The organism is Stutzerimonas stutzeri, from assembly GCF_051028275.1.
Lineage (GTDB): Bacteria > Pseudomonadota > Gammaproteobacteria > Pseudomonadales > Pseudomonadaceae > Stutzerimonas > Stutzerimonas stutzeri_AS.
On the sequence record NZ_CP069269.1, the window covers coordinates 3,611,094 to 3,635,221 of the forward strand.

General features: G+C 55.9%; 34 protein-coding genes. All 34 read right to left on the reverse strand.

Annotated features, from left to right (window positions below; all coding sequences use genetic code 11):
- Positions 1-29: 29 nt before the first annotated feature.
- A complete protein-coding gene (locus tag JQR87_RS16750) occupies positions 30-1,487 on the reverse strand; it encodes a catalase (RefSeq protein WP_407294932.1) in 1,458 nt (485 codons plus the stop codon).
- A 160-nt stretch (positions 1,488-1,647) separates the two neighbouring features.
- Positions 1,648-2,034 (reverse strand): 50S ribosomal protein L17, encoded by a 387-nt coding sequence (gene rplQ / locus JQR87_RS16755; RefSeq protein ID WP_019339959.1) that lies wholly within the window; start codon positions 2,032-2,034, stop codon positions 1,648-1,650.
- Positions 2,035-2,079: 45 nt separating this feature from the next.
- Positions 2,080-3,081, reverse strand: coding sequence for a DNA-directed RNA polymerase subunit alpha (locus JQR87_RS16760; protein ID WP_019339960.1), 1,002 nt, complete (start codon positions 3,079-3,081; stop codon positions 2,080-2,082).
- 22 nt (positions 3,082-3,103) lie between these two features.
- Positions 3,104-3,724 carry a 30S ribosomal protein S4 gene (gene rpsD / locus JQR87_RS16765; RefSeq protein ID WP_407294928.1) on the reverse strand — a complete coding sequence of 207 codons (621 nt, stop codon included), beginning with the start codon at positions 3,722-3,724 and terminating at the stop codon, positions 3,104-3,106.
- 17 nt (positions 3,725-3,741) lie between these two features.
- Complete coding sequence (rpsK, locus tag JQR87_RS16770) at positions 3,742-4,131, reverse strand: 30S ribosomal protein S11 (protein ID WP_014854207.1); 390 nt, start codon at positions 4,129-4,131, stop codon at positions 3,742-3,744.
- Positions 4,132-4,161: 30 nt separating this feature from the next.
- On the reverse strand, positions 4,162-4,518 hold the full coding sequence (gene rpsM / locus JQR87_RS16775; protein WP_014854208.1) for a 30S ribosomal protein S13: 357 nt from the start codon (positions 4,516-4,518) through the stop codon (positions 4,162-4,164).
- A 131-nt stretch (positions 4,519-4,649) separates the two neighbouring features.
- Positions 4,650-4,766, reverse strand: coding sequence for a 50S ribosomal protein L36 (gene rpmJ, locus JQR87_RS16780; protein ID WP_407294923.1), 117 nt, complete (start codon positions 4,764-4,766; stop codon positions 4,650-4,652).
- 29 nt (positions 4,767-4,795) lie between these two features.
- Complete coding sequence (gene secY / locus JQR87_RS16785) at positions 4,796-6,124, reverse strand: preprotein translocase subunit SecY (protein ID WP_407294920.1); 1,329 nt, start codon at positions 6,122-6,124, stop codon at positions 4,796-4,798.
- Positions 6,125-6,559: a 50S ribosomal protein L15 gene (gene rplO / locus JQR87_RS16790; RefSeq protein ID WP_407294917.1), complete on the reverse strand. Its 435-nt coding sequence runs from the start codon at positions 6,557-6,559 to the stop codon at positions 6,125-6,127. It abuts the gene before it with no gap.
- 3 nt (positions 6,560-6,562) lie between these two features.
- Positions 6,563-6,742, reverse strand: coding sequence for a 50S ribosomal protein L30 (gene rpmD / locus JQR87_RS16795; RefSeq protein ID WP_003281818.1), 180 nt, complete (start codon positions 6,740-6,742; stop codon positions 6,563-6,565).
- Between the two features lie 2 nt (positions 6,743-6,744).
- Positions 6,745-7,245 (reverse strand): 30S ribosomal protein S5, encoded by a 501-nt coding sequence (gene rpsE, locus JQR87_RS16800; protein WP_019339966.1) that lies wholly within the window; start codon positions 7,243-7,245, stop codon positions 6,745-6,747.
- A 3-nt stretch (positions 7,246-7,248) separates the two neighbouring features.
- Positions 7,249-7,599, reverse strand: coding sequence for a 50S ribosomal protein L18 (rplR, locus tag JQR87_RS16805; protein WP_019339967.1), 351 nt, complete (start codon positions 7,597-7,599; stop codon positions 7,249-7,251).
- Positions 7,600-7,609: 10 nt separating this feature from the next.
- The gene (gene rplF, locus JQR87_RS16810; protein WP_407294914.1) at positions 7,610-8,143 is read right to left on the reverse strand and encodes a 50S ribosomal protein L6; all 534 of its coding nucleotides are present in this window, start codon (positions 8,141-8,143) and stop codon (positions 7,610-7,612) included.
- 12 nt (positions 8,144-8,155) lie between these two features.
- Entirely contained in the window at positions 8,156-8,548 is a 393-nt protein-coding gene (gene rpsH / locus JQR87_RS16815) for a 30S ribosomal protein S8 (protein ID WP_255982606.1), read from the reverse strand.
- A gap of 187 nt (positions 8,549-8,735) precedes the next feature.
- Positions 8,736-9,041 (reverse strand): 30S ribosomal protein S14, encoded by a 306-nt coding sequence (rpsN, locus tag JQR87_RS16820; protein WP_407294912.1) that lies wholly within the window; start codon positions 9,039-9,041, stop codon positions 8,736-8,738.
- Positions 9,042-9,054: 13 nt separating this feature from the next.
- Positions 9,055-9,594: a 50S ribosomal protein L5 gene (gene rplE, locus JQR87_RS16825; protein ID WP_019339970.1), complete on the reverse strand. Its 540-nt coding sequence runs from the start codon at positions 9,592-9,594 to the stop codon at positions 9,055-9,057.
- Between the two features lie 19 nt (positions 9,595-9,613).
- Positions 9,614-9,928 (reverse strand): 50S ribosomal protein L24, encoded by a 315-nt coding sequence (gene rplX, locus JQR87_RS16830; protein ID WP_019339971.1) that lies wholly within the window; start codon positions 9,926-9,928, stop codon positions 9,614-9,616.
- An 11-nt stretch (positions 9,929-9,939) separates the two neighbouring features.
- A complete protein-coding gene (gene rplN / locus JQR87_RS16835; protein ID WP_003289207.1) occupies positions 9,940-10,308 on the reverse strand; it encodes a 50S ribosomal protein L14 in 369 nt (122 codons plus the stop codon).
- A gap of 23 nt (positions 10,309-10,331) precedes the next feature.
- Positions 10,332-10,598, reverse strand: coding sequence for a 30S ribosomal protein S17 (gene rpsQ / locus JQR87_RS16840; RefSeq protein ID WP_029404618.1), 267 nt, complete (start codon positions 10,596-10,598; stop codon positions 10,332-10,334).
- A 2-nt stretch (positions 10,599-10,600) separates the two neighbouring features.
- On the reverse strand, positions 10,601-10,792 hold the full coding sequence (rpmC, locus tag JQR87_RS16845; protein ID WP_003289209.1) for a 50S ribosomal protein L29: 192 nt from the start codon (positions 10,790-10,792) through the stop codon (positions 10,601-10,603).
- The gene (rplP, locus tag JQR87_RS16850) at positions 10,792-11,205 is read right to left on the reverse strand and encodes a 50S ribosomal protein L16 (RefSeq protein WP_003176421.1); all 414 of its coding nucleotides are present in this window, start codon (positions 11,203-11,205) and stop codon (positions 10,792-10,794) included. The genes rpmC and rplP overlap by 1 nt, the downstream gene beginning before the upstream one ends.
- Before the next feature lie 12 nt (positions 11,206-11,217).
- On the reverse strand, positions 11,218-11,904 hold the full coding sequence (gene rpsC / locus JQR87_RS16855; protein WP_021209375.1) for a 30S ribosomal protein S3: 687 nt from the start codon (positions 11,902-11,904) through the stop codon (positions 11,218-11,220).
- A gap of 13 nt (positions 11,905-11,917) precedes the next feature.
- Positions 11,918-12,250, reverse strand: a complete 333-nt coding sequence (rplV, locus tag JQR87_RS16860; protein WP_003103908.1) for a 50S ribosomal protein L22 — start codon at positions 12,248-12,250, stop codon at positions 11,918-11,920.
- A 13-nt stretch (positions 12,251-12,263) separates the two neighbouring features.
- On the reverse strand, positions 12,264-12,539 hold the full coding sequence (gene rpsS / locus JQR87_RS16865; protein WP_021209376.1) for a 30S ribosomal protein S19: 276 nt from the start codon (positions 12,537-12,539) through the stop codon (positions 12,264-12,266).
- Between the two features lie 16 nt (positions 12,540-12,555).
- Positions 12,556-13,377: a 50S ribosomal protein L2 gene (rplB, locus tag JQR87_RS16870; RefSeq protein WP_407294906.1), complete on the reverse strand. Its 822-nt coding sequence runs from the start codon at positions 13,375-13,377 to the stop codon at positions 12,556-12,558.
- Between the two features lie 14 nt (positions 13,378-13,391).
- Positions 13,392-13,691: a 50S ribosomal protein L23 gene (rplW, locus tag JQR87_RS16875; protein ID WP_021209378.1), complete on the reverse strand. Its 300-nt coding sequence runs from the start codon at positions 13,689-13,691 to the stop codon at positions 13,392-13,394.
- Complete coding sequence (rplD, locus tag JQR87_RS16880; RefSeq protein ID WP_019339977.1) at positions 13,688-14,290, reverse strand: 50S ribosomal protein L4; 603 nt, start codon at positions 14,288-14,290, stop codon at positions 13,688-13,690. Before rplD ends, rplW begins: the two co-directional genes overlap by 4 nt.
- A gap of 12 nt (positions 14,291-14,302) precedes the next feature.
- Positions 14,303-14,938: a 50S ribosomal protein L3 gene (gene rplC / locus JQR87_RS16885; RefSeq protein ID WP_407294903.1), complete on the reverse strand. Its 636-nt coding sequence runs from the start codon at positions 14,936-14,938 to the stop codon at positions 14,303-14,305.
- A gap of 81 nt (positions 14,939-15,019) precedes the next feature.
- Positions 15,020-15,331 (reverse strand): 30S ribosomal protein S10, encoded by a 312-nt coding sequence (gene rpsJ / locus JQR87_RS16890; RefSeq protein WP_003186070.1) that lies wholly within the window; start codon positions 15,329-15,331, stop codon positions 15,020-15,022.
- Positions 15,332-15,480: 149 nt separating this feature from the next.
- A complete protein-coding gene (gene tuf, locus JQR87_RS16895) occupies positions 15,481-16,674 on the reverse strand; it encodes an elongation factor Tu (RefSeq protein WP_014821633.1) in 1,194 nt (397 codons plus the stop codon).
- A gap of 30 nt (positions 16,675-16,704) precedes the next feature.
- Complete coding sequence (gene fusA / locus JQR87_RS16900) at positions 16,705-18,807, reverse strand: elongation factor G (RefSeq protein ID WP_407294900.1); 2,103 nt, start codon at positions 18,805-18,807, stop codon at positions 16,705-16,707.
- Positions 18,808-18,837: 30 nt separating this feature from the next.
- The gene (rpsG, locus tag JQR87_RS16905) at positions 18,838-19,308 is read right to left on the reverse strand and encodes a 30S ribosomal protein S7 (protein ID WP_014854233.1); all 471 of its coding nucleotides are present in this window, start codon (positions 19,306-19,308) and stop codon (positions 18,838-18,840) included.
- Between the two features lie 98 nt (positions 19,309-19,406).
- A complete protein-coding gene (rpsL, locus tag JQR87_RS16910; RefSeq protein ID WP_003291416.1) occupies positions 19,407-19,778 on the reverse strand; it encodes a 30S ribosomal protein S12 in 372 nt (123 codons plus the stop codon).
- A gap of 139 nt (positions 19,779-19,917) precedes the next feature.
- A complete protein-coding gene (gene rpoC, locus JQR87_RS16915; RefSeq protein WP_407294898.1) occupies positions 19,918-24,117 on the reverse strand; it encodes a DNA-directed RNA polymerase subunit beta' in 4,200 nt (1,399 codons plus the stop codon).
- Between the last annotated feature and the right edge of the window lie 11 nt (positions 24,118-24,128).

The following is a 24,128-nucleotide window of genomic DNA, read 5'->3' on the forward strand; positions in this document are numbered from 1 at the left end:
GCACATGGCCCGGCTTTTTCCTTCCGCTATCAAGCGATTTCGGTAGGCTCGATCCCCAAGCCCTTCGCAACTCCGATCCCATAGGCTGGATCGGCCTTCAAGAAATATCCGAGTTGACGCAACTGCACATCACGGGTGACCGACTTCATGGCACCCACGATATTGCCGATCAGCAGGGCTTGCTGTTCCGCGGTCATCAGCCGGAAAAGCGCCCCAGCCTGGCTGAAATAATCGTCGTCAGCGCGGTGATCATAACGATCCGCCAAACCAGTCAATGGCAGTCCCGGCTCGCTATATTCGCGGGCTTGTTTGGGCGCATCGCCGTAGCTGTTCGGCTCGTAGTTCGGCGCGGAACCACCGTTACCATCGAAGCGCATGGCCCCATCGCGTTGATAGTTCTGATACGGGCAACGTGGCGCATTGACTGGCAGCTGCTGGTGGTTCGTACCCACGCGATAGCGGTGTGCATCAGCATAGGCAAACACACGCCCCTGCAACATGCGGTCCGGCGATAACCCGACGCCAGGCACGACATTGCTGGGAGCAAACGCAGCCTGCTCAACTTCCGCGAAGTAGTTCTGCGGATTACGGTTGAGCTCCAAGACTCCAACCTCGATCAGCGGAAACTCTTTCTGTGACCAGGTTTTTGTCACATCGAACGGATTTTCCGTGCGGCTCGCGGCCTGCTCTTCAGTCATCACCTGAATACACATTTTCCACTTGGGGAACTCGCCCCGCTCAATCGCGTTGAACAGGTCCCTCTGCGCATAATCAGGGTCGGCCCCCGCCAGACGAACAGCCTCATCAGGTGCCAGGTTCTTGATTCCCTGCATGCTTTTAAAGTGAAGCTTCACCCAGCTGCGGACGCCTTCGGCATTTACCAGGCTAAAGGTATGGCTACCAAAACCATGCATGAAGCGGTATCCATCCGGTATGCCACGATCTGAAAACAGGATCGTTACCTGATGCAAAGCCTCTGGAGAATGTGACCAGAAATCCCACATCGCCTGGGGGCTTTTCATATTGGTCCAGGGATCGCGTTTCTGGGTATGAATAAAATCCGGGAACTTGAGGGGATCACGAATAAAGAAAACAGGCGTGTTGTTTCCAACAATGTCCCAGTTCCCTTCCTCAGTGTAAAACTTCACCGCGTAGCCGCGAGGGTCACGCTCTGTATCGGCTGATCCTCGCTCTCCACCCACTGTGGAAAAACGCAGGAACAAAGGCGTCTGCTTGCCTAAGGAGGCAAACAGCTTTGCGCTGGTATAGCGAGAAATATCGCCTGTAACAGTCAACGTACCGTATGCGCCAGACCCTTTAGCATGTACCCGCCGCTCAGGAATGACCTCCCGGTTGAAATGCGCGAGCTTTTCTACAAGATGGAAATCATCCAGCAAAAGCGGACCCCGAGGCCCCGCCGAACGCGAGTTTTGATTATCAGCAACCGGAGCACCAGATGCTGTAGTGAGAACTTGTTTATTGCTCATGTCGTCTCTCCTTGGATGCCAAATGTGTGGCTTGGAGACGATTCTAGCGAGACGGCATAAACAAGCTAATTTATTAAGCAGAGCGGAACGATAGATGAACACTAATCGCCACGCATAAAAAAACCGAGCTTACGCTCGGTTTTTTTGAAGCAAGCAATGCTTACTCAGCAGCTTCCACTTCACCGGTAACCGGACGGTCAACCAGCTCAACGTAAGCCATAGGAGCATTGTCTCCAGCGCGGAAGCCGCACTTGAGAATACGCAGGTAACCACCCTGACGAGTGGCGTAACGCGGGCCAAGATCGTTGAACAGCTTACCAACGATTGCCTTCGAGCGCGTACGATCGAAAGCCAGACGACGATTGGCAACGCTGTCTTCCTTAGCCAAAGTGATCAGCGGCTCGGCAACGCGACGCAATTCTTTGGCCTTAGGCAGAGTTGTTTTGATCAGTTCGTGCTCGAACAGCGACACCGCCATGTTCTGGAACATGGCCTTGCGGTGAGCGCTTGTGCGGCTGAGATGACGGCCACTTTTACGATGACGCATGATTGAAATTCCTTACCAAACGATCAGTTCGGTGACTATGGTCGATCAGGCCGTAGCCTTATCGTCCTTCTTGAGACTGGCCGGCGGCCAATTGTCGAGGCGCATGCCGAGGGACAAACCACGAGAAGCCAGAACATCTTTGATTTCTGTCAGAGATTTCTTGCCCAGGTTCGGCGTCTTCAACAGCTCGACTTCGGTGCGCTGGATCAGATCACCGATGTAGTAGATGTTTTCTGCCTTGAGGCAGTTAGCCGAACGAACGGTCAGTTCCAAGTCATCAACTGGACGCAACAGGATCGGATCGATCTCGTCTTCCTGCTCGACCACGACCGGCTCACTGTCACCTTTGAGGTCAACGAACGCGGCCAACTGCTGCTGCAGGATGGTCGCGGCGCGACGGATCGCCTCTTCGGGATCCAAGGTTCCGTTGGTTTCCAGATCGATAACCAGCTTGTCCAAGTTGGTACGCTGCTCGACACGAGCATTCTCAACCACATAAGCCACACGACGAACCGGACTGAATGTAGCGTCGAGCTGAAGACGGCCAATACTACGGCTCTCATCTTCATCACTCTGACGTGCATCAGCCGGCTCGTAGCCACGGCCGCGAGCGACCTTGAGCTTCATGTTGATCGAGCCATTAGCCGCCAGGTTGGCGATCAGGTGATCGCCATTAACGATTTCGACATCGTGATCCAGCTGGATATCGGCAGCGGTAACAGCGCCCGCGCCCTTCTTCACCAGGCTCAAGGTCACTTCATCACGGCCGTGCAGCTTGATGGCGATACCTTTGAGGTTCAGCAGGATTTCGATGACATCTTCCTGCACGCCCTCGATGGCGCTGTACTCGTGGAGCACACCGTCGATCTCAGCCTCGACCACAGCGCAGCCGGGCATGGAGGACAACAGAATACGACGCAGCGCGTTGCCCAGGGTATGGCCGAAACCACGCTCGAGAGGCTCGAGAGTGATCTTGGCACGGGTCGGACTGACCACCTGCACATCGATATGGCGGGGGGTCAGGAACTCATTTACCGAAATCTGCATGGATACACCTATTTTCTAGCCCTTACTTGGAGTAGAGCTCGACAATCAGGTTTTCGTTGATGTCGGCCGACAGATCACTGCGGGCCGGAACACTTTTGAAAACACCGGATTTGTTGTCGGCGTCTACTTCGACCCATTCAACGCGACCGCGCTGTACGCACAGTTCCAGGGCTTGGGCGATACGCAGCTGGTTACGGCACTTCTCACGAACAGCGACAACATCACCAGCCTTCACCTGGAAGGAAGGAACGTTCACAGTCTTGCCGTTTACGCTGATCGCCTTGTGGGAAACCAGCTGCCGGGATTCGGCGCGGGTAGAGCCGAATCCCATGCGGTAAACCACGTTATCCAGACGGCATTCCAGCAACTGAAGCAGGTTTTCACCGGTAGCGCCCTTACGGCTGGCAGCTTCTTTGTAGTAACCGCTGAACTGACGCTCAAGCACACCGTAGATGCGGCGAACTTTCTGCTTTTCACGAAGCTGAGTACCGTAGTCAGAAAGGCGACCACGACGCTGACCATGAACACCCGGTGGGGTTTCGATGTTGCACTTTGATTCGAGCGCGCGTACACCACTCTTCAGGAAGAGATCGGTGCCTTCACGACGAGACAGTTTGCACTTGGGACCAATATAACGAGCCATTTCTCACTGTCTCCTGATTACACGCGGCGCTTCTTCGGCGGACGGCACCCGTTGTGCGGGATAGGCGTCACGTCGGTGATGCTGGCGATTTTATAACCACAGCCGTTCAATGCACGAACAGCAGATTCACGACCCGGACCAGGACCCTTGACGTTTACGTCGAGGTTCTTGAGGCCATATTCCAGTGCCGCCTGGCCAGCGCGCTCAGCCGCGACCTGGGCTGCGAACGGCGTGCTCTTACGGGAGCCACGGAAACCGGAACCACCGGAAGTGGCCCAAGACAATGCATTGCCTTGGCGATCGGTGATAGTGATGATGGTGTTATTGAAAGAGGCGTGGATGTGGGCGATGCCATCAACCACCGTCTTTTTGACTTTTTTACGAGGACGAGCAGCAGGTTTTGCCATGACTAAATTCCTGTCGATGCGCTAACGCGATTACTTGCGGATCGGCTTACGCGGACCCTTACGGGTGCGAGCGTTGGTCTTGGTGCGCTGACCGCGAACCGGCAGACCACGACGATGACGCAGGCCGCGGTAGCAACCCAGGTCCATCAAGCGCTTGATCTTCATGTTGACTTCACGACGAAGGTCGCCTTCGACGATGAACTTAGCCACTTCGCCACGAAGCAGTTCGACCTGCTCGTCGGATAGATCCTTGATTTTCGCTGCCGGATTTACACCGGTAGCGGCACAGATAGTCTGCGCACGGGTGCGACCAACACCATAGATGTAGGTCAGCGAGATAACAGTGTGCTTGTTATCCGGAATGTTTACGCCTGCAATACGGGCCATTCAGTGAAACTCCAATTGACAGCTACCCAACGCCCCGGAAGCCAAGAAAAGGGCGCGAGATACTAACGCTGTAATAACAAATAATCAACCCGACAGCGCACTAGCTGCCGGGCTCGAGCCTTAGCTCACAATCAGCCTTGGCGCTGCTTGTGACGCGGTTCAGCGCTGCAAATGACTCGCACGACGCCTTCGCGACGTACGACCTTGCAGTTGCGGCACAGCTTTTTGACCGACGCACGAACTTTCATGATCAACTCCTGGAACCTTACGGAACTTGTCAGCGGAGCATTCCGCTGCCGTAGCCCTTCAGGTTGGCTTTTTTCATCAGGGAATCGTACTGGTGAGACATAAGGTGCGACTGCACTTGGGACATGAAGTCCATTACAACCACAACCACGATCAGCAACGACGTCCCACCAAGGTAGAACGGTACGTTTGCTGCAACCACAAGGAACTGAGGGAGCAGACAAACAGCCGTCATGTACAGGGCACCGAACATGGTCAAGCGAGTCAGAACGCCATCGATGTAGCGTGCCGATTGCTCACCTGGACGAATCCCTGGGATAAACGCACCGGACTTCTTCAGATTTTCCGCAACGTCCTTCGGATTGAACATCAATGCCGTATAGAAGAAGCAGAAGAAGATGATACCGACGCTGAACAACAAGATATTCAACGGCTGGCCGGGAGCAATCGCCTGAGAGATATCCGCCAGCCATCCCATATTCTCTGACTGCCCGAACCATTGGCCGAGCGATGCAGGGAACAACAGGATACTGCTGGCAAAGATCGCCGGAATGACGCCTGCCATGTTGACCTTCAGCGGAAGGTGGCTGGTCTGAGCAGCAAATACCTTACGGCCCTGCTGACGCTTGGCGTAGTGCACGGCAATACGCCGCTGACCACGCTCAATGAACACCACGAAACCGATAATGGCCACCGCCAGTAAACCGACAGCTAGCAAGGCGATGATATTCACATCACCTTGCCGTGCGGACTCGAACGACTGACCGAGCGCACCGGGAATACCAGCGACAATACCGGCGAAGATCAGCATGGATATACCGTTGCCGACACCCCGCTCGGTAATCTGCTCGCCCAACCACATCATGAACATGGCACCAGCCACAAAGGTGGTGATAGCCACGAAATAGAAGCCGAAGTCAGTATTGAACGCGACACCCTGACCAGCGAGACCAACCGACATACCGATCGCCTGCACGATAGCCAAAACAAGCGCGCCGTAGCGCGTGTACTGACTGATCTTGCGACGGCCGGCCTCACCTTCTTTCTTCAACTGCTCGAGTTGAGGGCTGACAGCTGTCATGAGCTGCATGATGATCGATGCCGAGATATACGGCATGATCCCCAACGCAAAGATACTCATGCGCTCCAGTGCCCCACCAGAGAACATATTGAACAGGCTAAGGATGGTCCCTTCGTTCTGACGGAACAGCTCGGCCAACCTATCGGGATTGATACCCGGCACCGGGATGTGCGCACCAATACGATAGACGACGATCGCCATCAGCAGGAAACGCAGACGAGCCCAGAGTTCAGAAAGCCCGCCATTATTCAGCGCGGAGAGAGCACCTTGCTTAGCCATTTATTCCTCGAACTTGCCGCCAGCTGCTTCGATAGCCGCACGCGCACCCTTGGTGGCGGCGATGCCTTTCAGTGTCACAGCGCGACCAACCTCACCGGACAGCATGACCTTCACACGCTGAACATTTTGGTTGATGACGTTGGCATCCTTGAGGCTCTGGACAGAAACGAGGTCGCCTTCAACCTTGGCCAGCTCGGATGTACGCACTTCTGCGCGATCCATGGCTTTCAGCGAAACGAAGCCGAACTTCGGCAGACGACGATGCAGAGGCTGCTGACCGCCTTCGAAACCGGGAGCAATTTTGCCACCGGAACGGGAAGTCTGGCCCTTGTGGCCGCGGCCACCGGTTTTGCCGAGGCCGCTACCGATACCACGACCAGGACGCAGCTTTTCGCGACGGGCACCCGGCGCAGAACGTAGATCGTTCAGTTGCATGGCTTAGCCCTCCACACGGAGCATGTAATAAGCCTTGTTGATCATGCCGCGGTTCTCAGGAGTATCCTGAACCTCGACGGTATGACCAATGCGACGCAGGCCGAGGCCCTTGACGCACAGCTTGTGATTGGGGATGCGACCGCTGACGCTTTTGATCAGCGTAACCTTGACGGTATTGGCCATGATCAGGAGATCTCCTCGACGCTCTTGCCACGCTTGGCAGCGATCGACTCAGGCGACTGCATAGCTTTCAAACCCTTGAATGTGGCATGGACCACGTTCACTGGATTGGTAGAGCCATAGCACTTGGCCAGAACGTTCTGCACGCCAGCAACTTCAAGAATGGCGCGCATGGCACCACCAGCGATAACACCGGTACCTTCCGAAGCAGGCTGCATGTATACCTTGGAAGCGCCATGCGCGGCCTTGGTAGCGTACTGCAGCGTGGTACCGTTCAGGTCAACCTGGATCATGTTGCGGCGAGCCGCTTCCATGGCCTTCTGAATGGCAGCCGGCACTTCACGGGACTTGCCGCGACCGAAACCAACACGACCTTTACCGTCACCTACCACGGTCAACGCGGTGAAGGTGAAGATACGGCCACCTTTTACAGTCTTGGCGACGCGGTTAACTTGAACCAGCTTCTCAATGTAACCTTCGTCGCGCTTTTGCTCGTTATATGCCATAACTTAGAACTCCAGCCCGCCTTCACGAGCAGCATCAGCCAGTGCCTTGACACGACCGTGGTACTTGAAGCCAGAACGGTCGAACGCCACCTGGGTGACACCTGCGGCCTTAGCGCGCTCAGCGACCAGCTGACCAACTTTCTTGGCAGCGTCGACGTTGCCAGTGGCTCCGCCGCGCAGTTCTTTGTCGAGAGTCGAGGCACTGGCCAGGACCTTGCCGCCGTCGGCCGAAAGGACCTGGGCGTAGATGTGCTGGGAAGAGCGATACACACAAAGGCGTACGGTTTCCAGCTCGCGCATCTTCAGGCGTGCCTTGCGAGCGCGACGCAGACGAGTAACTTTCTTTACGCTCATTTGCTATGCCCTACTTCTTCTTAGCTTCTTTACGACGGACCACTTCGTCCGAGTAACGCACGCCTTTGCCTTTGTAAGGCTCAGGACGGCGGAAATCACGGATTTCAGCAGCCACCTGACCGACCAGTTGCTTATCGACACCCTTGATCAGGATATCAGTCTGACTGGGGGTCTCAGCGGTAACGCCTTGCGGCAGTTCATATTCCACCGGATGCGAGAAGCCGAGAGCCAGGGACAGCACTTGACCTTTGGCTTGCGCCTTGTAACCAACACCAACCAGCTGGAGCTTGCGCTCAAAGCCCTGGCTGACACCGATCACCATGTTGTTAACCAGCGCACGGGTGGTACCGGCCATAGCACGGTTTTGCAGATCGCCATTACGAGCGGCAAAGCGGAGCTCACCGGCCTCGTGGATCACTTCCACAGACGAGTGCACGTTCAGTTCGAGAGTGCCCTTGGCACCCTTCACCGAAAGCTGCTGGCCGGCCATGTTGATCTCAACACCAGCGGGCAGCTTGACGGGGTTCTTAGCAACGCGAGACATGCTTATCCCCCCTTAGAACACTGTGCAAAGCACTTCGCCGCCAACGCCAGCAGCGCGGGCAGCTCGATCAGTCATCACACCTTTGTTGGTGGACACGATCGAAACACCCAGACCGCCGCGAACCTTCGGCAACTGGTCAACGGATTTGTACTGGCGAAGGCCAGGACGGCTTACGCGCTTCAATTCCTCGATGACCGGACGGCCTTCGAAGTACTTGAGCTCGATGGACAGCTGCGGCTTGGCGTCGCTGCTGACGTTGTATCCTGCGATATAGCCTTCACCTTGAAGTACGTCGGCTACAGCCACCTTCAGCGTGGAAGACGGCATGCTTACGACGGACTTTTCGGCCATCTGGGCATTACGGATACGAGTTAGCATGTCCGCTAACGGGTCCTGCATACTCATGGGCGCTTGGCTCCTAATACAAAAAAATAAGCCCGCAAGGGCTCGTGTCGCCTGCTAGATGAGCGAACGCCTTAGGCGTGGCTCGGGCGAGCCGGACATTCTAGAGACACTCTAGAAACGAATCAAGCCCCATAAGGGGCTTGATCTGCTACAACCAATCCGCCGCAAGCAGCGGACCGTTATTTCGTTACCAGCTGGCCTTAACCAGACCTGGCACGTCGCCGCGCATGGCGGCCTGACGCAGCATGTTACGCGCAAGACCAAACTTGCGATAAACACCATGCGGACGGCCGGTCAGGCGGCAGCGATTACGCAGACGCGAAGCGCTAGCGTCACGCGGCTGCTTCTGCAGCGCAACCTGGGCTTCCCAACGCGCTTCCGGAGTGGATTCCGGGTTGGCGATGACAGCCTTCAGTGCAGCACGCTTCTGAGCATATTTGGCTACCGTTTGCTGACGCTTCAGCTCACGGTTCTTCATGCTTTGCTTAGCCATGTGCCTACTCCAATCAGTTACGGAACGGGAAGTTGAAAGCACGCAGCAGTGCGCGACCTTCCTCATCCGTCCGGGCAGTGGTAGTCAGGGTGATATCCAGACCACGCAGGGCATCGATCTTGTCGTAATCGATTTCCGGGAAGATGATCTGCTCCTTCACACCCATGCTGTAGTTGCCGCGACCGTCGAAGGACTTGGCGTTCAGGCCACGGAAGTCACGAACCCGTGGCAGGGAGATGGACAGCAGGCGATCCAGGAATTCATACATGCGATCGCTACGCAGCGTCACCTTGACACCGATTGGCCACCCTTCGCGGACTTTAAAGCCAGCGATGGATTTGCGAGCGTGCGTCACGACGACCTTCTGGCCGGTGATCTTTTCAAGATCGGCAACAGCGTTATCGATGATCTTCTTGTCACCAATCGCTTCGCCGATACCCATGTTAAGGGTGATCTTGGTGATGCGCGGAACTTCCATCACGTTGCCAAGCTGAAGTTCTTCTTTCAGCTTGGGCGCGATTTGCTTCCGATAAACTTCTTTTAGTCGTGCCATGGTTATCTACCTAGCAGTCTCAAGCTTCAACCGGCTTTTGGGTCGACTTGAAGACACGAATTTTCTTGCCGTCTTCAACCTTGAATCCAACGCGATCAGCCTTGTTGGTCTCACCATTGAAGATAGCGACGTTAGAGGCGTGCAGTGGCGCCTCCTTTTCGACGATACCGCCCTGAACGCCTGACATCGGGTTCGGCTTGGTATGACGCTTCACGAGATTGATACCACCGACAACCAGACGGTCGTCAGCGAGCACCCGGAGCACCTTACCGCGCTTACCCTTGTCTTTGCCGGCGATGACGATGATCTCGTCGTTGCGACGAATCTTTTGCATGCGGCTTCTCCTTACAGCACTTCAGGCGCGAGCGAGACGATCTTCATGAACTTTTCAGAACGAAGTTCACGCGTCACCGGCCCGAAAATACGGGTGCCAATAGGCTCCTGCTTGTTGTTCAACAGAACAGCAGCGTTGCCATCGAAGCGAATAATGGAGCCATCCGGACGACGAACACCGTGACGGGTACGCACTACGACCGCAGTCATTACCTGGCCTTTCTTGACCTTGCCACGAGGAATCGCTTCCTTGACGGTAACCTTGATGATGTCGCCGATGCCCGCGTAACGGCGGTGAGAACCGCCGAGCACTTTGATACACATGACGCGACGAGCGCCACTGTTATCCGCCACATCGAGCATTGATTGAGTCTGAATCATATAATTTCTCCGACCCCTAGCCCTTAGACTTCGACGGCACGTTCAACGACATCAACCAGCATCCAGCACTTGGTCTTCGCCAGCGGACGAGTCTCGCGGATAGTGACCTTATCGCCAATACGGCACTGGTTGGTTTCGTCGTGGGCGTGCAGTTTGGTCGAACGCTTCACGTATTTACCGTAGATCGGGTGCTTAACACGACGCTCGATCAGAACGGTGATGCTTTTGTCCATCTTGTCGCTGACGACGCGGCCAGTCAGCGTGCGGACAGTTTTTTCAACTTCAGCCATGATCACTTACCTGCCTGCTGGTTGAGCACAGTCTTCACACGAGCAATGTCGCGCTTGACTTGCGAGAGCAGGTGAGACTGCCCCAACTGGCCAGTTGCTTTCTGCATACGCAGATTGAACTGGTCGCGCAGCAGCTCGAGCAGTTGCTCGTTCAGCTGCTGAGCGGATTTTTCACGAAGCTCATTCGCTTTCATCACATCACCGTCCGCTTAACAAAGGAGGTGGCGAGCGGCAGCTTTGCAGCAGCCAGGGCGAATGCCTCACGCGCCAGCTCTTCGGAAACACCCTCGATCTCGTAGAGCACCTTGCCCGGCTGGATCTGGGCTACCCAGTACTCGACGTTACCCTTACCTTTACCCATCCGCACTTCAAGCGGCTTTTTGGAGATAGGCTTGTCGGGGAAAACGCGGATCCAGATCTTGCCGCCACGCTTAACGTGACGAGTCAACGCACGACGTGCGGACTCGATCTGACGCGCAGTCAGACGACCACGAGCGACAGACTTCAGAGCGAACTCGCCGAAGCTGACTTTGCTACCGCGCTGAGCCAGGCCACGGTTGTGCCCGGTCATCTGCTTGCGGAATTTTGTACGCTTTGGTTGCAACATTTGGCGTACTCCTTACTTGGCAGCTTTTTTACGAGGCGCAGGCGCTTGCGGCTTCAGCTCTTCATGGCGACCACCAATCACTTCGCCTTTGAAGATCCAAACCTTGACGCCAATCACACCGTAAGTGGTGTGAGCTTCGTAGGTGTTGTAGTCGATATCGGCACGCAGGGTGTGCAGCGGCACACGGCCTTCCCGATACCATTCCGTACGGGCGATTTCAGCCCCACCCAGACGACCGCTCACCTGGATCTTGATGCCCTTGGCACCAATGCGGATCGCGTTCTGTACGGCGCGCTTCATGGCGCGACGGAACATCACGCGACGCTCCAGCTGTTGAGCGACGTTCTGTGCTACCAGCATTGCATCGAGTTCCGGCTTGCGGATTTCTTCGATGTTGATGTGCACAGGCACACCCATTTTCTTGGTCAGGTCCTGACGCAGCTTTTCAACATCTTCACCCTTCTTGCCGATCACGATGCCGGGACGAGCGGTGTGGATGGTGATGCGTGCGGTTTGAGCCGGACGATGGATGTCAATACGGCTTACGGACGCGCTTTTTAATTTGTCTTGGAGGTACTCACGCACGTTCAGATCTGCAAGCAGATAATCGGCGTACGTACGACCGTCTGCATACCAGACGGAAGTGTGCTCCTTGACGATTCCCAGGCGAATGCCAGTGGGATGTACTTTCTGACCCATCTGATCGACTCCGTTACTTGTCCGCAACCTTGACAGTGATATGGCAAGACCGCTTGACGATGCGATCAGCGCGGCCTTTGGCACGCGGCATGATGCGCTTAAGCGAACGCCCCTCGTTGACGAAAACGGTAGAGACCTTGAGGTCGTCCACGTCTGCGCCTTCGTTGTGCTCGGCGTTGGCTACAGCCGACTCCAGCACCTTCTTCATGATCTCGGCGGCTTTCTTACTGCTGAAAGCCAGGAGGTTGAGCGCTTCGCCCACCTTCTTCCCGCGGATCTGGTCGGCGACCAGGCGGGCTTTCTGGGCGGAGATGCGAGCGCCCGACAACTTAGCGGCTACTTCCATCTTTCCTTACCCCTTAGCGCTTGCCTTTCTTGTCCGCTACGTGCCCGCGATAAGTGCGGGTACCAGCGAACTCGCCGAGTTTGTGGCCGACCATGTCTTCGCTCACGAGAACGGGAACATGCTGACGACCGTTATGCACAGCGATGGTCAGACCGACCATTTGCGGCAGAATCATTGAACGACGCGACCAGGTTTTAACCGGCTTACGATCGTTCTTTTCCATCGCCACTTCGACCTTCTTCAATAGGTGAAGATCGATAAAAGGACCTTTTTTCAGAGAACGCGGCACTGTCGTATCCCTCTAGTTACTTGCGACGACGGACGATCATGTTATCGGTGCGCTTGTTAGAGCGAGTTTTCGCGCCCTTGGTTGGGAAGCCCCATGGCGACACCGGATGACGACCACCGGAGGTACGACCCTCACCACCACCGTGGGGGTGATCGACCGGGTTCATTGCCACACCGCGAACGGTTGGGCGAACACCGCGCCAGCGCTTGGCACCTGCTTTACCCAGCGAACGCAGGCTGTGCTCGGAGTTCGAGACCTCGCCCAGGGTCGCACGGCACTCAGCCAGTACTTTGCGCATCTCGCCGGAGCGAAGACGCAGCGTCACGTAAGCACCTTCACGCGCGACCAGCTGAGCAGAAGCACCAGCGGAACGAGCAATCTGGGCACCCTTGCCCGGCTTCAGTTCGACACCATGAACAGTGGAACCCAGCGGGATATTGCGAAGCGGCAAGCTATTACCAGCCTTGATCGGCGCGTTCACGCCGGACAGCAGCTGATCGCCAGCAGTCACGCCCTTAGGAGCGATGATGTAACGGCGCTCACCGTCCGCGTACTTGAGCAGCGCAATGTGTGCAGTACGGTTCGGGTCATACTCAACGCGCTCAACGACAGCTGGAATACCGTCCTTGTTACGACGAAAATCGACCAGACGATAATGCTGCTTGTGACCACCACCGATATGGCGAGTGGTGATACGACCATTGTTGTTACGACCGCCAGACTTCGACTTCTTCTCGAGCAGCGGAGCATAAGGAGCGCCTTTGTGCAGCTCCTGACCGACCACTTTGACCACAAAACGGCGGCCTGCGGAAGTCGGTTTGCATTTAACGATTGCCATGATGCACCCCTTCCTTACTCAGCGTTGCCGGAGAAATCGAGATCCTGGCCTGGCTGAAGGGCGATGTACGCCTTCTTCCAGTCGTTGCGCTTGCCCAGACCGCGAGCGGTACGCTTGGTCTTGCCCTGAACATTCAGGGTACTGACCTTGGCAACCTTCACGTTGAACAGGCTTTCGACGGCCTTCTTGATTTCCAGCTTGGTTGCATCAGTAGCAACCTTGAAAACGAACTGGCTCTTGCTGTCAGCCAGCATGGTTGCCTTCTCGGAGACGTGCGGACCAAGCAGGACTTTGAATACGCGTTCCTGGTTCATCCCAGCAGCTCCTCGAATTTCTTCACAGCCGACACGGTGATCAACACCTTGTCATAGGCGATCAGGCTAACGGGATCGGAACCCTGGACGTCACGAACATCGACGTGCGGCAGGTTGCGAGCCGCCAGATACAGGTTCTGATCGACAGCATCGGAAACGATCAGTACGTCATTCAGCCCCATACCAGTCAACTTGTTAGCAAGCAGTTTGGTCTTGGGGCTATCAACGGCGAAATCTTCTACGACGACCAGACGCTCGGAGCGAACCAGTTCGGAGAGAATGGAACGCAGCGCTGCGCGATACATCTTCTTGTTGAGCTTTTGCTCATGGTTCTGTGGACGAGCAGCGAACGTCACACCACCGCCACGCCAGATCGGACCACGCGAGGTACCCGCACGCGCGCGGCCAGTACCTTTTTGACGCCAGGGACGCTTACCGCCACCCGAGACATCGGAGCGAGTCTTCTGCTGCTTGCTACCCTGACGACCGCCAGCCATGTAGGCGACGACAGCCTGGTGCACCAGCGTCTCATTGAACTCACCACCAAAGGTTTGCTCGGAGACTTCGATGGCCTGTGCGCCATTTACATTCAATTGCATGTGAACTCCCCCTTACCCGCGAGCCTTGGCGGCCGGACGCACAACAACGTCACCACCAGTGGCGCCGGGCACTGCGCCCTTAACCAACAGCAGATTACGCTCTGCATCGACACGCACGATTTCCAGGGACTGCACGGTTACGCGCTCTGCGCCCATGTGCCCGGACATCTTCTTGCCCTTGAAAACACGACCAGGAGTCTGGCACTGGCCAATCGAGCCTGGGACGCGGTGGGATACGGAGTTACCGTGGGTATTGTCTTGGCCACGGAAGTTCCAGCGCTTGATGGTACCGGCGAAGCCTTTACCCTTGGACTGACCGGTGACGTCCACCATCTGTCCAGCCTGGAAAATCTCGGCATTGATCTGGTCACCAACCTGGAACTCCTCGCCATCAAGGCGAAACTCCCAGACGCCCCGACCAGCAGCTACGTTCGCCTTAGCGAAGTGACCAGCCTGAGCCTTGGTAACGCGGGACGCGCGACGCTCGCCAACAGTAACCTGTACGGCGCGATAGCCATCGCTGTCTTCATTCTTGAACTGAGTGACGCGATTCGGCTCGATCTCAATGACCGTAACCGGAATAGAGACACCATCTTCGGTGAAAACGCGGGTCATGCCGCATTTACGACCGACTACACCAATAGTCATGTTGTAACCTCTTGAGTGTACGGGGCTTTCACCCGCTATGGCCGCCCATTTCAGAGCGTTACACGACTAAAACTCGAGGTTTTAGCCGAGGCTGATCTGCACTTCCACGCCAGCCGCAAGATCAAGCTTCATCAGCGCATCGACAGTTTTGTCGGTTGGCTGGACGATATCCAGCACACGCTTATGAGTACGGATCTCATACTGGTCGCGCGCATCTTTGTTGACGTGCGGAGAAACCAGAACAGTGAACCGCTCTTTGCGGGTCGGCAGTGGAATCGGACCACGCACCTGAGCACCAGTACGTTTCGCGGTTTCCACGATTTCCTGGGTTGATTGATCGATCAGGCGATGGTCAAAAGCCTTCAACCGAATACGGATTTGTTGGTTTTGCATTTTGACCTCAGACTCCAATTAGCCATCCCTACCAAACGCAATACGCCCGGTAAAAGGAGGCGCAATTGTACGGATGCGTCCAGGGGGTGTCAATAAATGATCAACAATAGAAAAAGGGCCCCGAAGGGCCCTTTCCGATCTCGAATAGTTTATTCGACGATCTTGGCAACCACGCCGGCACCTACGGTACGTCCGCCTTCGCGAATAGCGAAGCGCAGGCCGTCTTCCATGGCGATCGGCTTGATCAGGGTGACAACCATCTTGACGTTATCGCCCGGCATTACCATCTCGACGCCTTCTGGCAGTTCGCACGAACCAGTCACGTCAGTGGTACGGAAGTAGAACTGAGGACGGTAGCCCTTGAAGAACGGCGTGTGACGACCACCTTCTTCCTTGGACAAAACGTACACTTCAGCTTCGAACTTGGTGTGCGGCTTGATGGTGCCCGGCTTGGCCAGTACCTGACCACGCTCGACATCATCGCGCTTAGTGCCACGCAGCAGGACACCGCAGTTCTCGCCAGCACGACCTTCGTCGAGCAGCTTGCGGAACATCTCCACACCGGTACAGGTAGTCTTGGTGGTGTCACGCAGACCAACGATTTCGATTTCTTCCTGAACCTTGACGATGCCGCGCTCTACACGACCGGTCACAACGGTACCGCGACCGGAGATCGAGAACACGTCTTCGATCGGCATCAGGAATGGCTTGTCAATGGCACGTACCGGCTCAGGGATATAGGTATCCAGAGTCTCGACCAGTTTCTTGACCGCAGTGGTACCCAGCTCGTTATCGTCTTCACCGTTCAGCGCCATCAGCGCAGAACCAATGATGATCGGCGTGTCGTCACCCGGGAAGTCGTAAGTCGACAGCAGGTCACGCACTTCCATTTCAACCAGTTCCAGCAGCTCAGCGTCGTCCACCATGTCAGCCTTGTTCAGGAAGACTACGATGTAAGGAACACCAACCTGACGGGACAGCAGGATGTGCTCGCGGGTCTGCGGCATCGGGCCGTCAGCAGCGGAGCAAACCAGAATCGCACCGTCCATCTGAGCAGCGCCAGTGATCATGTTCTTCACATAGTCAGCGTGGCCTGGGCAGTCAACGTGCGCGTAGTGACGAACATTGGAGTCGTACTCTACGTGTGCAGTGTTGATGGTAATACCACGAGCCTTCTCTTCCGGAGCGCTGTCGATCTTATCGAAGTCGACACGAGCGGAACCGAAAACCTCGGAACATACACGAGTCAGTGCAGCAGTCAGAGTAGTCTTGCCATGGTCGACGTGACCAATGGTGCCTACGTTCACATGCGGTTTGTTACGTTCGAATTTTTCTTTAGCCACGACAGTAAACCTCTTGCCTAAAGGGCTGAATCAACCTTGTTTTTTAACCAGTGCTTCGACGATATTCGACGGAGCCTCGGAGTATTTGGAGAATTCCATGGAGTAGCTCGCGCGACCCTGAGACATGGAACGAACGTCGGTCGCATAACCGAACATTTCACCCAGCGGCACCTCGGCACGGATCACCTTGCCGGACACTGTGTCTTCCATACCCTGAATCAGACCACGACGACGGTTCAGGTCACCCATCACGTCACCCATGTAATCCTCAGGGGTTACCACTTCTACCTTCATGATCGGCTCAAGCACAACACCGCCGCCCTTTTGAGCCAGCTGCTTGGTCGCCATGGAAGCGGCTACCTTGAACGCCATCTCGTTGGAGTCGACGTCGTGGTAGGAGCCATCGAAAACGGTTGCCTTCAGGCCGATAAGCGGATAACCGGCCACAACGCCGTTCTTCATCTGCTCTTCGATGCCTTTCTGGATGGCCGGTATGTATTCCTTCGGAACCACACCACCCACAACTTCGTTCACGAACACCAGACCTTCCTGACCTTCGTCTGCCGGAGCAAAGCGAATCCAGCAATGACCGAACTGACCACGACCACCGGACTGACGTACGAATTTGCCTTCGATCTCGCAGTTCTTGGTGATTTTTTCGCGGTAGGAAACCTGAGGCTTACCAATGTTGGCCTCGACGTTGAATTCGCGCTTCATGCGATCAACGAGGATATCAAGGTGAAGCTCACCCATACCGGAAATGATGGTCTGCCCAGTTTCTTCGTCAGTCTTTACGCGGAACGACGGGTCTTCCTGTGCAAGCTTGCCCAGTGCAATACCCATCTTCTCCTGGTCATCCTTGGTCTTGGGCTCTACCGCAACCGAGATAACCGGCTCCGGGAAGTCCATACGAACCAGAATGATCGGCTTGTCGAGAGCGCAAAGGGTGTCCCCTGTGGTGACATCCTTCATACCGATCAGCGCAGCGATGTCGCCCGCGCGTACTTCTTTGATTTCTTCACGGCTGTTCGCATGCATCTGCACCATACGACCAACACGCTCTTTCTTGCCCTTAACCGAGTTCAGAACGCCGTCGCCAGAGTTCAATACACCGGAATAGACACGAGCGAAGGTCAGCGTACCGACGAAAGGATCAGTCGCGATCTTGAAGGCCAGCGCAGAGAAAGGCTCAGCGTCGTCAGCATGACGTTCCATCTCGATGGTTTCGTCGTCGATGTCCGTACCCTTGATTGCCGGAATATCGGCAGGCGCAGGCAGGTAGTCGATAACAGCATCCAGAACCAGGGGCACGCCCTTGTTCTTGAAGGACGAACCACAGACAGCCAGAACAATCTCACCAGCAATCGTGCGCTGACGCAGAGCAGCTTTGATTTCCTCGGTGGTGAGCTCTTCACCTTCGAGGTATTTGTTCATCAGCTCCTCGGTCGCCTCAGCTGCAGCCTCGACCATGTTGCTGCGCCACTCCTCAGCCAGATCTTGCAGCTCGGCCGGGATCTCTTCCTCACGGAAGGTCATGCCTTTGTCTTCGTCGTTCCAGTAGATGGCTTTCATCTTGATCAGATCGATCTGGCCCTGGAAGTTATCCTCAGCACCAATGGCGAGCTGGATAGGCACAGGAGTATGACCGAGACGCTGCTTGATCTGTCCGACTACACGCAGGAAGTTGGCGCCAGCGCGGTCCATCTTGTTGACGTAGACCAAGCGCGGAACACCGTACTTGTTGGCCTGGCGCCAAACGGTTTCAGACTGCGGCTCAACACCCGAAGTACCGCAGAACACCACAACTGCACCGTCAAGCACGCGCAGTGAGCGCTCTACTTCGATGGTGAAGTCAACGTGACCGGGAGTATCGATGATGTTGAAACGATGCCTGTCGAACTGCTTTTCGGAGCCAGCCCAGAAAGCGGTGGTCGCAGCAGAAGTAATGGTAATACCACGCTCCTGCTCCTGAACCATCCAATCCATGGTCGCGGCGCCGTCATGCACCTCGCCCATCTTGTGGTTTACGCCCGTATAAAAAAGGACGCGCTCAGTGGTTGTGGTTTTACCCGCATCCACGTGAGCAACGATACCGATATTACGGTAGCGGTTAATCGGGGTAGTACGAGCCATAAAGCCCTCGCAAGTTGTTGACGCTGAATATTAGAAGCGGTAGTGCGAGAAGGCCTTGTTGGCTTCAGCCATGCGATGCACATCTTCACGCTTCTTAACTGCAGCGCCCTTACCTTCAAATGCATCCGTCAGCTCACCTGCCAAACGCAGGGCCATGGATTTCTCGCCACGCTTGCGCGCAGCATCTACCAGCCAACGCATAGCCAGAGCATTACGACGGGAAGGACGAACTTCGACCGGAACCTGGTAAGTCGCACCACCTACGCGGCGGGACTTCACTTCGACCAGCGGAGCGATGGCGTCGAGTGCTTTTTCGAAGATTTCCAGTGGATCGCTGTTCTTACGCTCTTTGACCTTGTCCAACGCACCATAAACGATACGCTCGGCAACGGCCTTCTTACCGCTTTCCATCACGTGGTTCATGAACTTGGCAAGAATCAGACTTCCGTACTTCGGATCGTCAAGGATTTCGCGCTTGGCTGCTACACGACGTCTTGGCATTGATAAGCCCTCAAACGGTCTTCAGGTTAGCCCGGAACTATAACGACTAGGTTACGCCCGACCTTACTCTTATCGACTCAGATAAATAATGATACTGATTACTTCGGACGCTTGGCGCCGTACTTGGAACGACCCTGCTTACGGTCCTTGACACCAGAGGTATCCAGCGAACCGCGCACGGTGTGGTAGCGAACACCCGGGAGGTCTTTAACACGACCGCCGCGAATCAGCACTACGCTGTGCTCTTGCAGGTTGTGACCTTCACCACCAATGTAGGAGGCGACTTCAAAGCCGTTGGTCAGACGAACACGGCATACTTTACGCAGCGCAGAGTTCGGTTTCTTTGGCGTGGTGGTGTATACACGAGTGCACACGCCACGACGTTGCGGGCAGTTCTGCAGCGCAGGGACGTCGCTTTTCTCGACGACGCGCTTGCGCGGCTGGCGTACCAGCTGGTTAATCGTTGCCATCTACTAGCTCCACTGTTGTCTTTCGACACAAACGAAAAATGGCAGGGCGCAATGCCCCGCCAAATTAGGGGTACAAGAGTCTAAAGAGCTTCCTGTCCACCGTCAAGGCGCGCCCCGACTCGCGCCGGGGCCTCGCCAATCAGCTACCACTCGAGTTGAGTGCCTCAGTCAATGCTGCTTCGACTTCATCAGCACTCACACGAACGGGTTTCTCGGCATCACGCTTGCGCTTGCGCTCGCTGTGATATTGCAGACCGGTACCGGCCGGGATCAAACGTCCGACAACTACGTTCTCCTTGAGTCCGCGCAGATAGTCACGCTTACCAGTCACTGCGGCCTCTGTAAGCACGCGCGTGGTTTCCTGGAAGGACGCAGCCGAGATGAACGACTCGGTAGACAGCGAGGCTTTAGTGATGCCAAGCAGCACGCGAATGTATTTCGAACCGAACTTGTCTTCCACTGAAAGACGCTCGTTCTCCTCGAGGACCTGGGTAAGCTCCATCTGGTCACCCTTGATGAAACTCGAGTCGCCCGACTCTGCCACTTCGACCTTACGCAGCATTTGCCGCAGAATGGTTTCGATGTGCTTGTCGTTGATCTTTACACCCTGCAGACGGTAAACGTCCTGGATTTCGTTGACGATGTACTTGGCAAGCGCGCTGACACCCAACAGACGCAGGATGTCGTGCGGGTTACTCGGACCGTCAGAGATAACCTCACCCTTGTTTACCTGCTCACCCTCGAACACGTTCAGGTGACGCCACTTCGGAATCAGCTCTTCGTATGGATCGGTACCGTCAGTTGGCGTGATCACTAGACGACGCTTGCCTTTGGTTTCCTTACCGAAGGAAATCGTGCCGCTGATCTCAGCCAGAATCGATGGCTCTTTTGGACGACGCGCCTCAAAGAGGTCGGCGACGCGCGGCAGACCACCCGTGATGTCACGAGTCTTCGACGTTTCTTGCGGGATACGTGCGATAACGTCGCCCACGCTGATCTCGGCACCGTCAGCCACTCCAACAAGCGCGTTCGCTGGCAGGAAGTACTGAGCAGGCACATCGGTACCCGGCAGCAGCAATTCCTTGCCGCTCGCATCGACCATCTTAATGGCTGGTCGGATATCTTTGCCCGAAGCTGGACGGTCCTTGGGATCCATCACTTCAATGTTGGTCAGACCGGTGAGTTCATCGGTCTGCCGCTTGATAGTGATGTTCTCCTCCATCCCAACGAAGGTCACGATACCTTTCATTTCGGTAACGATTGGGTGAGTGTGCGGATCCCACTTGGCGACTACAGCGCCGGCATCGACCTTGTCACCCTCTTTAACTGAGATCACCGCACCGTAAGGTAGCTTGTAACGCTCGCGCTCACGGCCGAAGTCGTCTGCAACAGCCAGCTCGCCGGAACGGGAAACGGCAATCAGCGCACCATCCGCGCGTTCCACGTGCTTCAGGTTGTGAAGACGGATTGTTCCGCCATTCTTCACCATCACGTTGTCGACAGCCGACGTCCGGCTGGCGGCACCACCGATGTGGAACGTACGCATCGTCAGCTGGGTACCTGGCTCACCGATGGACTGAGCGGCGATAACGCCAACCGCCTCACCGATGTTCACCAGATGACCACGCGCCAGATCGCGGCCGTAGCACTTGGCGCAGATACCGTAGCGGGTTTCGCAGCTGATCGGCGAACGGACAACCACTTCATCGATGCTGTTCAGTTCGATGAAATCGACCCACTGCTCATCAACCAACGTGCCGGCAGGGACCAAAACCTCTTCGGTACCCGGCTTGATCACGTCACGGGCAATGACTCGTCCCAGTACGCGCTCACCCAGCGGCTCGACGACGTCACCGCCTTCAATGTGCGGCGTCATGAACAGACCCTGTTCGGTACCGCAATCGACCTCGGTTACTACCAGGTCCTGAGCCACATCGACCAGACGACGCGTCAGGTAGCCGGAGTTTGCTGTCTTCAGTGCAGTATCCGCCAACCCCTTACGCGCACCGTGAGTCGAGATGAAGTACTGAAGTACGTTCAAGCCTTCACGGAAGTTCGCGGTAATCGGCGTCTCAATGATCGAGCCGTCTGGCTTGGCCATCAGACCACGCATACCGGCGAGCTGGCGAATCTGGGCTGCGGAGCCCCGCGCACCGGAGTCAGCCATCATGTACATCGAATTGAACGAGTCCTGCTCGGCTTCGTTACCATCGCGATCGATGACTTTTTCTTTCGACAGGTTGGCCATCATGGCCTTGGAAACTTCGTCGTTGGCCTTTGACCACAGGTCGATCACCTTGTTGTACTTCTCGCCCTGGGTTACCAGGCCGGAGGCGTACTGTGATTCGATTTCCTTCACTTCTTCGGTCGCGGCATCGATGATGCGCGCTTTCTCGTCCGGGATGACGAAATCATTCACACCGATCGACACGCCGGAAATGGTCGAATAAGCAAAACCGGTGTACATCAGCTGGTCGGCGAAGATCACGGTGTCCTTGAGACCAACGGTGCGGTAGCACAGGTTGATCAGCTTGGAGATCGCCTTCTTCTTCATCGGCTGGTTGACGACATCGAAGGGCAGGCCAGCGGGGACTACCTGGAACAGCAGCGCGCGGCCGACAGTAGTGTCGACAATGCGGGCGTTCTTGGTGATCGAACCGTCGCGATCCTTGATGGTTTCGTTGATACGAACCTTGACGCGGGCATGCAGTGACGCTTCGCCTGCACGGAATACGCGATCGACTTCCTGCAGGTCGGCAAATACACGACCTTCACCCTTGGCATTGATGGCTTCACGGGTCATGTAATACAGACCCAGAACCACGTCCTGCGACGGCACGATGATGGGCTCACCGTTGGCAGGCGACAGGATGTTATTGGTCGACATCATCAGCGCGCGCGCTTCGAGCTGGGCTTCCAGCGTCAGCGGTACGTGAACAGCCATCTGGTCGCCGTCGAAGTCAGCGTTATACGCCGCACATACCAGCGGATGAAGCTGGATGGCTTTACCTTCGATCAGTACGGGCTCGAACGCCTGGATACCCAGACGGTGCAAAGTCGGAGCGCGGTTCAGCAGCACGGGATGTTCGCGGATGACTTCAGCGAGTACGTCCCAAACTTCAGGCAGCTCGCGCTCTACCATCTTCTTGGCGGCCTTGATGGTAGTCGCCATGCCACGCATTTCCAGCTTGCCGAAAATGAACGGCTTGAAGAGCTCGAGCGCCATCTTTTTCGGCAGACCGCACTGATGCAGGCGCAGGGTCGGGCCGACGGTGATAACTGAACGACCAGAGTAGTCCACGCGCTTGCCGAGCAGGTTCTGACGGAAACGACCTTGCTTGCCCTTGATCATATCGGCCAGGGACTTGAGCGGGCGCTTGTTCGAGCCAGTGATGGCCCGACCACGGCGACCATTGTCCAGCAGTGCATCAACAGCTTCCTGCAACATGCGCTTTTCGTTGCGCACGATGATATCCGGCGCGGACAGATCGAGCAGGCGCTTGAGACGGTTGTTACGGTTGATCACGCGGCGATACAGGTCGTTCAGATCCGATGTAGCGAAACGGCCACCATCGAGCGGAACCAGTGGACGTAGATCTGGCGGCAACACCGGCAGAACGGTCAGGACCATCCACTCCGGCAGGTTGCCCGAACCATGGAAGGCTTCCATCAGCTTCAGCCGCTTGGACAGCTTCTTGATCTTGGTTTCCGAGTTGGTCTGCGGAATCTCTTCTCGCAGGCGACCGATCTCGTGCTCAAGGTCAATTTCATGCAACAGCTCGCGCACGGCTTCTGCACCCATGCGGGCATCGAAGTCGTCTCCGAACTCTTCCAGCGCTTCGAAATACTGCTCATCGTTGAGCAGCTGTCCTTTCTCAAGCGTGGTCATGCCTGGATCGATGACAACGTAGCTTTCGAAGTAAAGCACACGCTCGATGTCACGCAGGGTCATGTCCAGCAGCAGGCCGATACGGCTCGGCAATGACTTCAGGAACCAGATGTGTGCGACTGGCGAAGCCAGCTCGATATGCGCCATGCGCTCACGGCGCACCTTGGCCAAAGCGACTTCGACACCGCATTTTTCACAGATGACACCACGATGCTTGAGGCGTTTGTACTTACCGCACAGGCACTCGTAGTCTTTGACCGGGCCAAAGATCTTGGCGCAGAACAGGCCGTCGCGCTCGGGCTTGAACGTACGGTAGTTGATGGTCTCTGGCTTCTTGACCTCGCCAAAGGACCAGGAACGGATCATCTCGGGCGAAGCCAATGCAATCTTGATGGCATCGAACTCTTCGATTTGACCCTGGTTTTTCAACAGATTCAGCAAGTCTTTCAAGGCCTTTCCTC

Coding starts and splice junctions, on each gene's coding strand:
- rplX (WP_019339971.1), bottom strand. CDS start 9,928: ATGCAAAAGATTCGTCGCAACGACGAGATCATCGTCATCGCCGGCAAA.
- JQR87_RS16750 (WP_407294932.1), bottom strand. CDS start 1,487: ATGAGCAATAAACAAGTTCTCACTACAGCATCTGGTGCTCCGGTTGCT.
- rplD (WP_019339977.1), bottom strand. CDS start 14,290: ATGCAATTGAATGTAAATGGCGCACAGGCCATCGAAGTCTCCGAGCAA.
- rplR (WP_019339967.1), bottom strand. CDS start 7,599: ATGAGCGTAAAGAAAGTTACTCGTCTGCGTCGCGCTCGCAAGGCACGC.
- rpsJ (WP_003186070.1), bottom strand. CDS start 15,331: ATGCAAAACCAACAAATCCGTATTCGGTTGAAGGCTTTTGACCATCGC.
- rpsH (WP_255982606.1), bottom strand. CDS start 8,548: ATGAGTATGCAGGACCCGTTAGCGGACATGCTAACTCGTATCCGTAAT.
- rpsN (WP_407294912.1), bottom strand. CDS start 9,041: ATGGCTAAGCAAAGCATGAAGAACCGTGAGCTGAAGCGTCAGCAAACG.
- rpsQ (WP_029404618.1), bottom strand. CDS start 10,598: ATGGCTGAAGTTGAAAAAACTGTCCGCACGCTGACTGGCCGCGTCGTC.
- rpmJ (WP_407294923.1), bottom strand. CDS start 4,766: ATGAAAGTTCGTGCGTCGGTCAAAAAGCTGTGCCGCAACTGCAAGGTC.
- rpsL (WP_003291416.1), bottom strand. CDS start 19,778: ATGGCAACGATTAACCAGCTGGTACGCCAGCCGCGCAAGCGCGTCGTC.
- rplF (WP_407294914.1), bottom strand. CDS start 8,143: ATGTCTCGCGTTGCTAAGAACCCCGTCAAGCTGCCCGCTGGTGTTGAG.
- rplN (WP_003289207.1), bottom strand. CDS start 10,308: ATGATTCAGACTCAATCAATGCTCGATGTGGCGGATAACAGTGGCGCT.
- rplB (WP_407294906.1), bottom strand. CDS start 13,377: ATGGCAATCGTTAAATGCAAACCGACTTCCGCAGGCCGCCGTTTTGTG.
- rpmD (WP_003281818.1), bottom strand. CDS start 6,742: ATGGCCAATACCGTCAAGGTTACGCTGATCAAAAGCGTCAGCGGTCGC.
- rpmC (WP_003289209.1), bottom strand. CDS start 10,792: ATGAAAGCGAATGAGCTTCGTGAAAAATCCGCTCAGCAGCTGAACGAG.
- rplO (WP_407294917.1), bottom strand. CDS start 6,559: ATGCAACTGAACGATCTACGTTCTGCGCCGGGTGCCCGTCGCGAAAAG.
- rpsC (WP_021209375.1), bottom strand. CDS start 11,904: ATGGGTCAGAAAGTACATCCCACTGGCATTCGCCTGGGAATCGTCAAG.
- rplW (WP_021209378.1), bottom strand. CDS start 13,691: ATGAACCAGGAACGCGTATTCAAAGTCCTGCTTGGTCCGCACGTCTCC.
- rpsG (WP_014854233.1), bottom strand. CDS start 19,308: ATGCCAAGACGTCGTGTAGCAGCCAAGCGCGAAATCCTTGACGATCCG.
- rplC (WP_407294903.1), bottom strand. CDS start 14,938: ATGACTATTGGTGTAGTCGGTCGTAAATGCGGCATGACCCGCGTTTTC.
- JQR87_RS16760 (WP_019339960.1), bottom strand. CDS start 3,081: ATGCAGATTTCGGTAAATGAGTTCCTGACCCCCCGCCATATCGATGTG.
- rpsD (WP_407294928.1), bottom strand. CDS start 3,724: ATGGCTCGTTATATTGGTCCCAAGTGCAAACTGTCTCGTCGTGAAGGC.
- rplV (WP_003103908.1), bottom strand. CDS start 12,250: ATGGAAGTAGCCGCTAAGTTGTCGGGCGCTCGCATCTCCGCCCAGAAA.
- rpsM (WP_014854208.1), bottom strand. CDS start 4,518: ATGGCCCGTATTGCAGGCGTAAACATTCCGGATAACAAGCACACTGTT.
- rpsE (WP_019339966.1), bottom strand. CDS start 7,245: ATGGCATATAACGAGCAAAAGCGCGACGAAGGTTACATTGAGAAGCTG.
- rpsK (WP_014854207.1), bottom strand. CDS start 4,131: ATGGCAAAACCTGCTGCTCGTCCTCGTAAAAAAGTCAAAAAGACGGTG.
- fusA (WP_407294900.1), bottom strand. CDS start 18,807: ATGGCTCGTACTACCCCGATTAACCGCTACCGTAATATCGGTATCGTT.
- secY (WP_407294920.1), bottom strand. CDS start 6,124: ATGGCTAAGCAAGGTGCTCTCTCCGCGCTGAATAATGGCGGGCTTTCT.
- rplE (WP_019339970.1), bottom strand. CDS start 9,594: ATGGCACGACTAAAAGAAGTTTATCGGAAGCAAATCGCGCCCAAGCTG.
- rplQ (WP_019339959.1), bottom strand. CDS start 2,034: ATGCGTCATCGTAAAAGTGGCCGTCATCTCAGCCGCACAAGCGCTCAC.
- rplP (WP_003176421.1), bottom strand. CDS start 11,205: ATGTTGCAACCAAAGCGTACAAAATTCCGCAAGCAGATGACCGGGCAC.